The sequence below is a fragment of the Filifactor alocis ATCC 35896 genome (assembly GCF_000163895.2).
GTDB classification, from domain to species: Bacteria; Bacillota; Clostridia; order Peptostreptococcales; family Filifactoraceae; genus Filifactor; species Filifactor alocis.
In genome coordinates, this window is record NC_016630.1 from 702,085 (window position 1) to 716,150 (window position 14,066).

Annotated in this window: 10 protein-coding genes, 5 tRNA genes and 1 rRNA gene; all 16 read right to left on the reverse strand. The window is 34.8% G+C overall.

What is annotated here, in order from left to right; genetic code table 11:
* Positions 1-16: 16 nt before the first annotated feature.
* Positions 17-388, reverse strand: a complete 372-nt coding sequence (locus tag HMPREF0389_RS03125) for a helix-hairpin-helix domain-containing protein (RefSeq protein WP_014262280.1) — start codon at positions 386-388, stop codon at positions 17-19.
* On the reverse strand, positions 369-2,225 hold the full coding sequence (uvrC, locus tag HMPREF0389_RS03130; RefSeq protein ID WP_014262281.1) for an excinuclease ABC subunit UvrC: 1,857 nt from the start codon (positions 2,223-2,225) through the stop codon (positions 369-371). Before uvrC ends, HMPREF0389_RS03125 begins: the two co-directional genes overlap by 20 nt.
* A gap of 36 nt (positions 2,226-2,261) precedes the next feature.
* Positions 2,262-3,035, reverse strand: a complete 774-nt coding sequence (locus tag HMPREF0389_RS03135; RefSeq protein ID WP_014262282.1) for a hypothetical protein — start codon at positions 3,033-3,035, stop codon at positions 2,262-2,264.
* 335 nt (positions 3,036-3,370) lie between these two features.
* Positions 3,371-4,444, reverse strand: a complete 1,074-nt coding sequence (locus HMPREF0389_RS03140; protein ID WP_041250969.1) for a hypothetical protein — start codon at positions 4,442-4,444, stop codon at positions 3,371-3,373.
* 55 nt (positions 4,445-4,499) lie between these two features.
* Positions 4,500-6,851, reverse strand: coding sequence for a PEP/pyruvate-binding domain-containing protein (locus tag HMPREF0389_RS03145; RefSeq protein WP_014262284.1), 2,352 nt, complete (start codon positions 6,849-6,851; stop codon positions 4,500-4,502).
* Positions 6,851-7,750 carry a UbiA prenyltransferase family protein gene (locus HMPREF0389_RS03150; protein WP_014262285.1) on the reverse strand — a complete coding sequence of 300 codons (900 nt, stop codon included), beginning with the start codon at positions 7,748-7,750 and terminating at the stop codon, positions 6,851-6,853. The genes HMPREF0389_RS03145 and HMPREF0389_RS03150 overlap by 1 nt, the downstream gene beginning before the upstream one ends.
* The gene (locus HMPREF0389_RS03155; RefSeq protein ID WP_014262286.1) at positions 7,747-8,610 is read right to left on the reverse strand and encodes a phosphatidylserine decarboxylase; all 864 of its coding nucleotides are present in this window, start codon (positions 8,608-8,610) and stop codon (positions 7,747-7,749) included. Before HMPREF0389_RS03155 ends, HMPREF0389_RS03150 begins: the two co-directional genes overlap by 4 nt.
* Complete coding sequence (locus HMPREF0389_RS03160) at positions 8,607-9,215, reverse strand: CDP-alcohol phosphatidyltransferase family protein (protein WP_014262287.1); 609 nt, start codon at positions 9,213-9,215, stop codon at positions 8,607-8,609. Before HMPREF0389_RS03160 ends, HMPREF0389_RS03155 begins: the two co-directional genes overlap by 4 nt.
* Before the next feature lie 32 nt (positions 9,216-9,247).
* Entirely contained in the window at positions 9,248-11,779 is a 2,532-nt protein-coding gene (locus HMPREF0389_RS03165) for a PEP/pyruvate-binding domain-containing protein (protein WP_049770197.1), read from the reverse strand.
* A 36-nt stretch (positions 11,780-11,815) separates the two neighbouring features.
* Positions 11,816-12,406, reverse strand: coding sequence for a CDP-archaeol synthase (locus HMPREF0389_RS03170; protein WP_014262289.1), 591 nt, complete (start codon positions 12,404-12,406; stop codon positions 11,816-11,818).
* Positions 12,407-13,217: 811 nt separating this feature from the next.
* Positions 13,218-13,294 (reverse strand) — tRNA-Arg (locus tag HMPREF0389_RS03175).
* A gap of 11 nt (positions 13,295-13,305) precedes the next feature.
* Positions 13,306-13,379 (reverse strand) — tRNA-Gly (locus tag HMPREF0389_RS03180).
* Positions 13,380-13,406: 27 nt separating this feature from the next.
* Positions 13,407-13,491: transfer RNA gene (locus HMPREF0389_RS03185), tRNA-Tyr, on the reverse strand.
* A gap of 4 nt (positions 13,492-13,495) precedes the next feature.
* A tRNA-Val gene (locus HMPREF0389_RS03190) sits at positions 13,496-13,571 on the reverse strand.
* Positions 13,572-13,642: 71 nt separating this feature from the next.
* A 5S ribosomal RNA gene (gene rrf / locus HMPREF0389_RS03195) occupies positions 13,643-13,759 on the reverse strand.
* Positions 13,760-13,931: 172 nt separating this feature from the next.
* Positions 13,932-14,007: transfer RNA gene (locus HMPREF0389_RS03200), tRNA-Ala, on the reverse strand.
* Positions 14,008-14,066 lie beyond the last annotated feature (59 nt).

Consider the following 14,066-nt stretch of genomic DNA (forward strand, 5'->3'; position numbering starts at 1 on the left):
ATATTCTCAACTCCCTTCAAATCGGATTCTTTTTGTCAAAATATTCAACAATATTTTTAGCAGTTCTTTTGTCTATTCCCTTAATTGCTGATAATTCTTCTTCTGTTTTTTCTTTAATATTTTTTACCGACTTAAATTCTTTTAATAAAATCATCTTTTTCTTTGTGCCCACTCCCGGAATATCATCTAATTTTGAACGAGATAGACGTTTTTCTCTGAGAGAACGGTGATATTCAATGGCAAAACGATGCACTTCTTCCCGTATCGCATAAATCAATAACTCTACTGCATTGATAATCTTGCAAAACCGTTCATAAAGCATAATATCAGAATGTACTACATCTCTTAAGATATACACATGCTTTTTGTTACTTTCTCTCTGATTCAAGCATTTTCAACTCCCTTCGAATCGGATTCTTTTTATCAAAATATTCAACAATATTTTTAGCAGTTCTTCTGTCTATTCCTTTAACTGCTGATAATTCTTCTTCTGTTTTTTCTTTGATATTTTTTACTGACTTAAATTCTTTTAACAAGATCATTTTTTTCTTTGAACCAACTCCCGGAATATCATCTAATTCAGAACGAGATAGATGTTTTTCTCTAAGAGAACGGTGATATTCAATTGCAAAACGATGTACTTCTTCCTGTATCGCATAAATCAATTTGTAAACATCCGACTTTTTATCGATTTCAAACAGTTCTTCATCTGAACAAATCCCCTTAGTCCTATGCTTATCGTCTTTGTAAAGTCCAAACACCGGAATGTCCAATCCAATATCTTCCAATAAATTTCTAATGACAGAAACCTGTCCCTTTCCACCATCCATCAAAAATAAATCAGGTAAATTTGGGTGTTGTACTCTCCGTTCTATCACTTCTTTTAGCGAACTGTAATCGTCAGGTCCTTCTACTGATTTGATTCGATATTTACGATACTCTTTCGGTGCTTTTTTTCCATCTATAAACACCACTTGACCTCCGACTGAATCTACTCCTGAAATATTCGAAATGTCAAAAGCCTCTATTCTGTGAGGAAATGTATTCAACTTCATAATATCTTGTAGTTCTTCCAACACTTGATGCTTTTTTCGTTTTTGTAAATCTACAATATTATTTTCTTTGATATAGTTTTGTTCTGCGTTCTTTCGAACAAGATTTAACAGCTTTCTTTTTTCTCCACGAATCGGAATGATAAATTCTGTTTTCTTTCCTTTTTTGCCGGACAAATGCTTTGCAAGTAATTCCATATCATCAAATGATTCTTCCACAAAAATTTGCTCCGGAATAAAATTGGTATTCAAATAGAATTGTTTTATAAAGGAAGATACTACCTCTTCCCTACTTTGTTCTGTTTTCTTAAAATAAAAGTGATCAGAACCTAACATTTTACCATCACGAATATAGAAAATTTGAATCATAACATTCCCATCTTCGTTATGGTATGAAATATAGTCTTGGTGTTTATCATTGTCAGCTGAAACAAGTTTTTGTGATTCAAAAAGAGAAGAAATTCCTTGTAGTTTATCACGAAATTTTGCTGCATCCTCAAAGCGCATCTCTACAGATGCCTGTTTCATTTTATCTGTCAAAATAGAGACAATGTCATCACTTTTCCCTTGTAAAAACAACAAAATCTCCTCTATCATAGCATTGTATTCTTTTTTGTCAGCCTTACCTGTACAAGGTCCTATACAACGATGAATATAGTAATTCAAACAAGGCCGTTCTCCTCGCTCAATGGATTTTCTGATCTCTCTCCTACAAGTTCGAATCGGATACAATTCTTGTAAGGTATCCAATATCTCATTTAAGGCAAACACATTTGTATATGGACCGAAATACTTACTGCCATCTTTCGTTACTTTTCTTGTTTTGATAACTCTCGGGAACTCTTCCTGTACTGTAACCTTAACATATGGATAGGTTTTATCATCTCGCAACAAAATATTATACGGAGGATTATATTCTTTGATTAAATTGTTCTCCAAAATCAAGGCTTCCATTTCACTATCGGTTACAATATAGTCAAAATATGACACATTGCTCACCATAGCACTTACCTTCAAATCTGTATGTCCTGATTTTCGAAAATATTGTGACACCCTATTTTTCAACGAAACAGCTTTCCCAACATAAATCACTTTGTCAGCATCATTTTTCATCAAATATACGCCCGGAGAGGATGGTAACGTATTGATTAAATTTTTAATTTGTTCCTTCAATCGTCCATTTCCTCCCTTTTCCTTTGCACTATATACTTATCTGACAGAAGATGGTATCGGTTCCAAAAATACTCCTTTTTTCAAATATATTTCTTCATCCACACCGGATACATCAGAAATAGTCGCTTCTATCTTATATTGTTTTCCCAAAATAACATATGGTATTTCTTTCTTACTCGACATCGTAATCTCCAATATACAGTCTTCCGATTTCATATACACAACCTTATTCTTGATTCGCACAACAGGTCCATAAATTTGCACTCGTTTCCCCTTGGGAAAAATGTTCTTCCCTCCATTATTTACTTGCTCTGTATTTAGCCGAAGTTGTGTTATAAATTGGTCTACAACATACTTAGGTATCTCCTCATTATTCAAATTATGATAATAGACGGATTTCATAAAAAATATCCCTACAAAACAAGAAAGTAAAGCGATTACCAAAACTTTAAAATGCAATGTTTTAAAAAAGTCTTTTTTGGATATTCCAATTTTCAATAATATTTTTTCAAGTATTTCATCTGTCTTGACACTACATGTTTTAAATTTCCGTTTGAAAGGACATACAAATACTTTTTTCCGATCCACAGATGACTCATCTTCCGGCAATGACTCTTCATGTTCATCATTTTCTGATTTTTCCTCTGCCGAAATTTCTTCTGCCGGTTCCTCTGATAATTCCAAAGTTCCTTTCTGTGTAACATCATCATGTATGACATCGGTATTTATTTCTGTCATTTCCTGTATATCATTCAGATGTTCTTTATCATCGAATGTGAATTGCGTCTTATCATGTTTTTTGTCAGCCATTCTATTCTCCTAACTTTTTATCTTCTGTTTCGTATTTCTATATCCATTATGATTGTATCTATAGTTATATCATAAAGGCATTCAATTTACAATCAACACAATCATTCCAAACAATAGACCATATCCAAAACCTGAATACCGTCCGAAAGCTGATCAATTCACTTATATTAAAACATAATAAATAGCATGGAAATGCGGAATCCCTTTGTTGTGTAATGTAATTATAAAAAATACAGTATAAGAAATAGAAAATCAAAAAGAGAAGAACTGAAAAGAGAATGACAGCGAAAGTAATAAAAACGAAGATATATGATTTGAAATTGAGGATAAACTTTTTATAGGTCCTTCCCAAGCAATACGTAGTTATATCTTTTTTTTATTAAGTCTCCGGCGTACCCCTGCGTAACTTTCCCTTCCAAAATCAATGCTCCTATGCTTTCACATCGTATTTTCTTCAATTCTTCGTAAATAACATATGAAAGAGCCGAACCTAATCCCTTATGTTCTTTATCCACTCCCATATAAAGCAATATATACTTCTTAGGAAATTTTTTGTAATACAGGACTTTACACAAATTTAAAATTTTGTTCACATGATACACCGCAGTCCCGTAGTCAGGTATCGCTATACAGAATCCAACCATCTTCTCTTCATGATACGCTATCTTGACCATATTTAAATTGATGATTTTAAAATATCGTTTCATATATTCACAAAAGTCCTCAAGTGACACTTCCTTATATACTGGAAAATTTCGATACAATCTACTTACTGCATGATAAATATCTTTTAAAATCATATTGATATCGTCCGCCTCAGGACTAACAATTTTGTATCCGTTTTCGTTGAACTGCTGATATCGTTTTTTCAATTTTACATTTTGATAGTTTTCCCTCACTCGTCCATAAAAGGAAGAGCTGTAACTTTGGATGATTTGATACCCGTTTTTCAGAAACCTGTTCAGGTAATATTCTCTGTGATAAGGTTCTCCTGTATAAGGCTCTTCTTCAAAAAAATCGATTTTCAAACGATACCTTATCCAAAAAGAAGCATCTACCGGTCCGATAATTCTTTGACAACCACTCTGTTTTGCATAAAACTCTGCACGCTCAAAAAGAAAGTTCCAAACCTCTTCTTCCTCAATGCCTTCGACAAATCCCAAGTATGCTGTATCATCACCGGAATAGAATGTAAGTACAAATCTTCCGACTATTTTTTCATCACAATAAATACAGAACTTTCGCAAGGTGAAATATTTACTCAAAATATGGGTTCCCAACAGCAATTCTTTCAACTCACCACGATCGAAAGCATCTTTTTTGCGAGAATAGAGATAGGATGTCATACGCATAAAATCTGACAGATGTTTTTCCGAAACATCAAATTCCACACAAGTCTTGTTCTTCACTATAATTTCCCTCCACAATCCACTGTTCCAAAATCTATTTCTATAAGCGGCCTTTCTATTTTTCACATTTTCTTTGCAAGATGTGAATGTCTCCGGTACTTCCATCCATTTCAACAATATCTCCGTTTTTTAAAAGCTCAGTGGCATTTTCAACTGCAACGATGGAAGGAATCCTCAACTCTCTGGCTATAATTGCAGTGTGCGACAATAAAGAACCTTTTTCTGTAACAATTCCTTTCGCACTTGCTAAAAGAAATACCCATCCCGGATCCGTCATTCTTGCCACGAGAATCTTATTCTTTGTATTTTTGATTTCTTTAGCACTTTCAATAACCGATACACTTCCGGTGACTTTGCCGAAAGAACAAGGTACTCCTGAAAGAAATTCTGTTTGAAAAATTTGTTTTTGTTTTTTTTCGAAATGATTTAATTTTTGCAACCCTGTTTTAGTTGCCACAATACGGTTATAAATCGGCATTGACTTAAAATTTTCATATTCCTTTTTTCTTTCTTTTGTAATTTTTCGCAGATCTCTATGTGTATTCATTTCATCGAATATTTCTTCAATCTTTAAATAATAAATATCTTCTACACTTTCCAAACGATTTTGCAACACAAAATTTTTACCCACAGCCTGAAAAATGCTTCTTACCATACCATAAATTCTGGTGCGATTCAATCGGGAAATTTCTCGATTTCTTATTCCTGCTACAGCTCTTCTTTCAAAAAATCCTTCTTTCATATTACCGTTCAGCTCATTTTCTTTGTGCATCATTTTCTGTTTCATCTCCTGTAATTTCAAGGAATCTGATGCATACTCTTCTATTTTTTGATCCAACAATTCCGGATTGGTTCGAAAGGTTCTGCTTTCCATTTTCAGCTCTTCTACAGTACGATCTCCGTAATGATCGATGTACGCATTTTTCCGCACGATATACTCCTCTTCACTTACGTTTTGCAAACGAAATTCAGCAAGTTGTATCAATTCTCTTACGGGCTTCATACTTTCAATATCTTTTATCCCTGATATTCTTTCATAAACTCGACCGCTCTTATCCATTTTCTTTGCCATTGCAGTAAACAAAAAAGCATATAAATCATTAATCAAAGTAATGTCCCACACTGCTAAAAGCTCTTCCTCCACATTCCGATAAAGTTCTTTCAACTGTTCATTTGTAAGATCTTCACGAAAAGTCTTTTTAAAATATCTGTTTACCTCCTCGTAATGCTCATTCAATTTCTTCATGGATTTTTGTACCCAAAAAAATTCATACGCAAAATTGAAATAAGTTTTTATTCTAATCAAATGAGATAACTTCATCCTCTCAGGCAATTCTTTTCTATCTTTCACTCCAAGCATTTCTTGCCATATCGGTATTATCTTTTTCCCAAACGGAACACACTGTAACAAAGTGTACCAATTATCAATTTTGTAGTACATCGCTCCGTTGACCGACCCTACCATATTTTCAAACAGTGAGGAAAATTGTTCGATTAATTCTTCTTTCTTCCAAATTCTTCGTGCCAATCCTGAAAATACACCTGTATAAGCGGCACGGGCAAAAGATTCGGAAAGGGGAAGTGTAATTCCCGGATAACTTTCAACAATGTTGGAATTGTCATAAACTTCTGTTTCTTCCTCAGTGAATGAAGTAATTTTTCTTGCCTGCAAAATATATATTTCATTCCCGATAACTGAAAATTCAATATCTGCATAAGGATAATCAAATATCTTCTTAATGTTTTCTCCAATAGAAATCAGGTTATCCAAAATATCCATACTGAGTAAATCTTCCATTCCGTCATAATAGTATTTTTTATCCGAAACATTATAGTAATAAGTGACTGTTTGAATCTTATCCGACACCACCGCATCTCCCAATCCTTTTCCCACGGTTATAACGGCCTCATTCAAAATCCCTTGCGGATTGGAAGTAAATAAAATTCCTGAAAAATCTCCTTCTACCATTTCTTGAACAATAACATCCATCTTCATTTGTGCAATGTCGATGTGGTTGAGTATACTGTACTCCAATGCGGATTTGCAATACAGTGCTTTCAAGCAGTCCTTTATCCGAAGGGAGACATCTCCGGCTTCAACATTCAGATAAGTGTCGAACATCCCTGCAAAACTGTATTCCTCTCCGTCTTCCATATTGCACGAAGATCTTACGGCATATTCTATATTTTTCTCTAAAATTATTTCAGGTACTCTAATAAAACGATCCAACAATATATTCAAACAATCGCTTTGTTTTGACAATGTATCCTTTTTCCATTGAGAAATACATTTCGAAAGCTCCGCCGAAAATGTATTATAATCAATTAACTCTTCCCATTTCAACACAAAAAACTTCGGAACATTTATTCCGTTTTTTTTCATAATTTCAAGATTTTTACTCTTCATTATATTTTACCTATCATCAAATAAATGGCGACTGTCAACAACATCAATGTTTCCTGTATATAGGTGTAGCGTTCCACTTTCTCCACAATCTTATATTGATAAGGATCTTTGATATATTGCAAAAACTTGATTGTCATCCAACTCACAATGCCGATGAATGCAACTACGGAAATCTTATTTAAATTCCATACCAAAATGATATTAGTAATGATATCCGTCAATGTCAAAATCATGACAAATCGAGTAGCTTTTTCATACCCGAATAATTTAGAATACGTTACATACTCGGTCTCTTCTCGCGGTGCTCTTATCTTACGGCTTATTTCCCAAATCAATGAAGGAAAATACAATGTCCACAACACCAAAAAGGTGATATATGTAAACGGATATAACTTATACTTCACACAGGTAAACGAGATGATATACAAGTTGATAATTATCTGAACCGGATTGTGTGTCACAAGTGCCAACGGTAAATTCGGCTGTATTTTATGTCTCTGAAAGAACCATTGACTCATCAAAAAACCGTATCCATACAAAAATAAAAAAAACGCCGTATTATTCATATACAAAACATTCAAAATGAATGCAATCACTTGAGCAAGCGTACATGCCACAATCAAATCTCTCTTGTTTACTTTTCCGCTCGGAAGAGCCCTGTTAGGAAACAAACGCTTATCTGTCTCATAATCCTTAAAATCATCAGCCACTCTAAGATACATATAGAAAGCAAATACTGTATATGCTCCCACAAATTCTTGGATTCCTATGTTGAAATGAACGATACCGTAATTCAGTAGAACCATAAAATAAATCTCTCCAAATACGATTGCTCCAAGGAGAAACCTTGGTATAAGGGGAAACATCTCCCGAAAATAAATGTTTAATCGTCTTATCACACTATCACTCCTATTTTTTCTGCATAATTAACCTTGATTTCCGTTCCATCGAGAGCATTGCGTAAAATATCATCCTCCAGCCTTACTCTTTTCTCCGGAATCAAAATCACTACTGTAGAACCTCCAAAACTGAAATATCCTTTTTCTTCTCCCTGCACCACATCTGCTTTTTTACGATTGACAATTTCTCCTACTAATAAGGCTCCAATCTCCATTTGCACGAACATACCCATAGTTTCAGTCTGTACAACCTGATATTCCCTCTTGTTTTCAACAAAAATCTTATGATTTTTTGATACAGAACTAACCGTATGAAGACAGCCTTTTATCTTCTTTTCTTTTACTATCTTTCCGCTTGCTACATGACAATACCTATGATAATCCTGCACTCCCAAACGAAATACCAAACAAATACCGTTACGAAAAAATTGTGAAAGTTCCTCATCACGCAAAAGCTCTCCTAACGTATAGCTATGTCCTTTGATACTCAATTTGACATCAGAAGTCACAAAATATACGCTTAACTTAGAATCTGCAGGAGAAATCAAACTGCCTTCATCAGGTTTCATATCAAGGTATTCTTTCTTTTTTTTTCGAATAAAAAAATCGTTAAAGGAACGGTACGAACTCTCTTCATACTCCTCCATACAAATGTGATACTTTTGTACAAATGGAACAATCTTTCGTTGACTGAAAGAGGAATCATAGTATATGGCAAAGAATTTCGAAAACCATGGATTCACAGCCATTTTGAGTAAAATTCTCCCCAAAAAACTCTCATATAGGAAATGCAAAACTCCTTCTCCAAACTGTTGCTCTTGATAAAATTTTTGATTTTTTCTATCATAAATTCTTTTCATGATATCCACCGATATACATATAACATTCCCACAGCAAGTACAACAAAAAATGGATATGCCCATCTTTTCGGCTTTGAAACTCTAATATCTGTAATTTGAAATACTCCGATTGAAAGATAACACACCATAAAAATAATATCAAAAACGTTCAAAGAAATCGCATATTTCAAAAGATACACCAAAGGTAGAATAAGCGCCGTATATGTTACCGGAAGTCCACGATAAAAAGATATCTCTCCCATGCTTTCTTTAGCTCCCATATTAAAAAATGCTAATCGTGCCGTTCCGCAGATTGCAAAAAAAGTTCCCGCTAAGCTAACAAGAAGCCAAGAAGATACCGTCACATACAACAAAACGACCGGAAAGGCAATAAAGTTGACAACATCTGCTACAGAATCCAACTCAATGCCAAAAAGTTTTTCTTCTTCTGTACGTTTGATTCTTCTGGCAATCTGTCCGTCAAACAAATCACATATTCCTGCCAAAATCAAACAACTCATTGCAGATTCTGCATCTGCATGAATTACAAAGCCCATTCCTATTATTGAAAAAAATATCCCGACATAAGTCAAAATTACTGTCCGATTCCATTTTCCTATCATCATAAATCATTCTTCTCCTGATACAATTTTAAAATTTATATTGAATCTTTGCTTCCGTCTTCCGACAACAAAAAAATCTCTCCCGTTTCTCCATCCATTTTAATAAGAGAACCATCTTTGATTTTTTTTGTTGCATCCGTAACCGATGCAATACACGGTATTCCATACTCTCTGGCTACAATAGCACCATGACACAAAACTCCTCCGAATTCCGTAATCAATCCTGAAAGCAGAGCAAATTTTCCGCTCCACCCCGTATCTGTATATTTTGTAACTAAGATATCGTTTTTTTGCAACTTGTCGATTTCTTCTATCGAATGAATCACCCGTGCAACACCGGAAATAACACCGACATTACATCCCGTTCCGCAAAGCAAATTTTTGTCATTACTTTGCCTTTGCACCGGCTTGAAAGTAGATCCGATTTCATTTTCACTAAGAAAATTTCGAAAAGAAAGGTAATAATCCTTATTCTTGGAAAGTCTGTATATAAATTCCCGTTTATCAATTTTTCCTTCTTGAAAATCCCAAATATCTCCTACACGGCTCATCCAAATATCTTCTTTCGAATCTAAAATTCCTTCTTTTTTGTAAATTTCTCCCAATCGAATGGTATATATTCGTATAATATAATACAGCATTGTGGAAAGATCTCGGAATTCTTCTCTCCACCACAACATATTTCTTATCTTTTCTGTTTGAATTTTTAATCTTTTGAACTTACGTTTTCTCAATTTTTGTTTCAGAGATTCCATACGCATTTCATAAAGTCGATGTTGCATTTTTCCATCATCGGAGTCTTCATGCACCCCTTCCGAAAGGAGCGATGTTCGAAACATCTCTATAACTGCAGGAAGATCTTCATAATAGCAAGGATAGCTGACGTCCAGCTCCCGATCGGAGTGATATCCGTACCTTTCCAAAAATTCACTTACTCGATTCAAATAATATTTTCCTTCAGAAAGCTCTTCTATCATCTGCTCAGAAGGGGTTGTTTTCCAATACTGATAAGCTTCTTCACAACTTCGAATCAAACGAGTTGACTCTCTGATATATACGAACGGCCTCAAATGCGAAATATCGGTAATTCCATTCAACAATTCCAAATAATCGGCATATCCCATATGTTTCGTGATTTTTTCTTTATAGAGCGTCTGATGAATTTCATTTATGAATATCTGCCAAAAATATATCGTTTCAGACTTCAAATAATGTTCATGTGTCAAGTCATACCATTTCTTTTCAAATTCTGAAATACTCATAGTTTCATCAAGGGTTTCCCTATAATATCTATATTTATCCGATAAAAGATTTTTATATTTTTGTGCCTTTGTTTCTCTGTCCTTCAGTATCTTTTTTTGTGCCACAACAATTTTTAGCACTCTGAACAATGAAGTCAAAGTCAACTTTGTTTTCTGTCCGTCTCCTTCATAATTCGGTGTAACTCCATATGAGGCATCGAACTCTCTTTCCTTATAACCGGGAACTACACTCATTACTTTTTTAACAAAAGAAAGATTCCAATAAGGTCTCCCAAAAAAAATTTCTCCCAAAGTTCCCTCACATTCAGAAGAAGACAACAACTTCGAATCAATCACAAATGTACGCAAAGCATGATCCCAAACGTACTCGTACAAACTCCACATATATGGAATACACGTAGTTGCCGATACTCCTCCGTCTCTGAAATCGGCGGTAGTCCACATATCTTTGATTTGTGAATATCCGATTTTTGTAATTGCCCTTGCCTGCAAAATAAATAATTCTCCATCTTTTAGTGCAAACTCAATATCGCACGGATATCCGAACATCTTCTGAATTTCTTTAAAAACAACGGAGATTTCTTTCAAACTTTTTTCGCTCAATATTTTGTTCTCGTCTTTGTAGTTACAAGTATCTCGATACCAATCATAAGAGTAGTTTTCCGGTCGAATCTTTCCGGATACCAAATCTTCTCCCGTTCCGCAAGCAACTTCAACAAGAATTTCTCTGTCATTTCCCGTAATCGGATTTACGGTAAATGCAACCCCACTGTAATCAGCATCCACCATATCTTGAATGATAACTGCCATTTTCGGTTCATCAAACGCAATATGATTATGATACAAATACTCCAAAATCGGTTCGGAAAATAAAGATGCCCAACAATCTTCCACCGCCCATTTTATTTCTTGAGATCCTCTTTTGTACAAATGTGTTCGGTATAAACCGGCAAAAGAATAATTTTCACAGTCCTCCAAAGTTCCGCTGCTACGAACGGCATATGCTTTGTCCGGTCGAATAAAATCTTTTATTTCTTCAAACAATTTTTCTGAAAAATCCACTTTAGAAAACAAGAGTTCCATTTCTTTGCTGATTTCTCGTATATTTGTTCCGTCCAACTTTTGAAACAAACGGCTAATTTCTTTTTTTAACCCTGTAGAAAGCATTGCTCTTTCATACAAATCAGTGTCTATAACCACTCCATCAGGGACATGAAATCCATGTTTTTTCAACAAGATAAGATTCTTGGCTTTGTTCCCCAATCTATTTGATTCTACCGTCATTTCTGCGTTCAAGCTTATCAATATTCTACCTCCGGATTCATTTTTTTATCTGTCTTTCTAAAACATATTTTTTCTCAAACCAAGCAGATACAGCAACATATTTACAAAAATATGCGTAACCGCTCCCAATACAACCAGTTTGACAAATCTTAGCATCCCAATGTCATAAAACAACCAAACCACAAATGCACAGCCGATAACCGAATCCGCCTGATCCAAAAATATGAAAAAAACCTTTTTAAATCCCGAAATCGTCTTTCCCGGCTCAATATCCAACCTACGTTTCAAAAAACTGTTGGGAAGTTCAAATACCGCGTATCCGAATCCCAACAAAGCTCCAACCGATATATTATAGTTAAAATGATTCGAATGAGTATAGTAAAAATAATTATGTATCATCAAAAAATCACTTTTGGATGAAACAAATCCCCACAAGCCATACATAGTAATGCTGAGCCAAACATACCCGAAAAATCCTTTCCATGTCTTGTTATCTCCGAAAATTCGTTTTCCATCTTTGAATGATTTCCCTGAATCCATTGGAATTTGCCATTTTTTTACAACCGGTAGCTTGCACCATACCATATTCAAAATGCCGGACAATATAACCGGCGCCAAAGTCAAATACATTGTAACAACTTCATTCATATCAAAAATTACCCTCTTTCACAAAATTGTGAATCTAATTTCTATTTTATTTTATTATGCTATCATATAACAGTTTTTTAAACAACTAGTTTATTTGTTTTTTACAAAAAACAATTCTTATCTCCCCTTTTATCATAGAAAACAAACACACCATTACACCACAAAATATCTTTCCTCTATGCAAGTGTAAACAACACATCCGTATCGGAAAAAATTTCAAAATGTCATTTTCCATTCCGTCACTGAATATAAGCACATTTTCAAGCATGGAAGAAGTGATTTTAAAAGGTTTCTGTCTCAAATTTTTCCGAATATACAGTTCACTTCACTGCTTCTGCCTGGAAACAGTTCTCATGACCGAACAAATTAAATTCTTCTCAACACAATCCAATTTAGACATCTCATAAACAGCACTCTATCTTACTTGCACTTCTTCGAATCCGTAAGGTCAAACTACTCTTGAGCGATCTACTGCTCCCCAATCACAATACTAAACACTGTTTTAAAATATAGACATAGTGTATGATTTTAAAAAAAGATTTTTAATATAACTTTAATCAGTGATCGATATGAAAAGGTCTGTGCCAGTTATTTTCCGTGTAATGTCCAGTTTCTTCCAACATCGGAATCATCTTTCATATGAATTTTAAATTTTAAAGCAGCTTATTCAAAATCAACTCCTATACATTTTATGAAAAAGTTTGCAAGAAGTTTACAAAAATATACTTTTTTATACCAAATGATGTAAATCAAAAATAAAAACCTCGTATTTTCAATAAATACAAGGCTTTGTAGAAAACTAACATATGTATGGTGCACCTAAAGGGACTCGAACCCCTAACACATGGCTTCGAAGGCCACTGCTCTATCCAATTGAGCTATAGATGCCAACAAAAAAATGGAGCGGGTGAAGGGGATCGAACCCTCGCAACCGGCTTGGAAGGCCGGGGCTCTACCACTGAGCTACACCCGCAGAATAAAAACAGATTATAAATTTGTATGGTGGAGGAGAGTGGATTCGAACCACTGAAAGCGTAGCTAACAGATTTACAGTCTGCCCCCTTTGGCCACTCGGGAACTCCTCCAAAATGGTGGGACCAATAGGGTTCGAACCTATGACCCCCTGCTTGTAAGGCAGGTGCTCTCCCAGCTGAGCTATGATCCCATTTAAACTTAAAATACATTAAATTAAAATAATTTTAGAATAACTCAAAATAGAGTTATTCTAAAATCTAAAATTGGCTACGACTTACTTTCCCGGGGGTCTGCACCCCAAGTATCATCAGCGATGAAAGGCTTAACTTCTGTGTTCGGGATGGGAACAGGTGTATCTCTTTCTCTATTGTAACCATATTCTTTTCTTTTGCTTCGCTTTTCGGCAACTTCTTTGTTGGATTTCTTCGTCAATCGGTCATGTATCTCATATACACTCCCTCTTTCCTCATCATCCGCCTTGAATTTGCTCAAAAATACTTGCAAAACTGTCTTACTGCACACTTGCAGTAATTTTTGTTAAGATGTTTAATGGTGGAGACAAGGAGATTCGAACTCCTGACCCCCTGCTTGCAAGGCAGGTGCTCTCCCAACTGAGCTATGCCCCCATTTCTATCATATATTCTTACTTGATGGATTGTACCATCAAAACTGCATAACATCTTTT

Coding starts and splice junctions, on each gene's coding strand:
- HMPREF0389_RS03135 (WP_014262282.1), bottom strand. CDS start 3,035: ATGGCTGACAAAAAACATGATAAGACGCAATTCACATTCGATGATAAA.
- HMPREF0389_RS03145 (WP_014262284.1), bottom strand. CDS start 6,851: ATGAAGAGTAAAAATCTTGAAATTATGAAAAAAAACGGAATAAATGTT.
- HMPREF0389_RS03155 (WP_014262286.1), bottom strand. CDS start 8,610: ATGAAAAGAATTTATGATAGAAAAAATCAAAAATTTTATCAAGAGCAA.
- HMPREF0389_RS03160 (WP_014262287.1), bottom strand. CDS start 9,215: ATGATGATAGGAAAATGGAATCGGACAGTAATTTTGACTTATGTCGGG.
- HMPREF0389_RS03170 (WP_014262289.1), bottom strand. CDS start 12,406: ATGAATGAAGTTGTTACAATGTATTTGACTTTGGCGCCGGTTATATTG.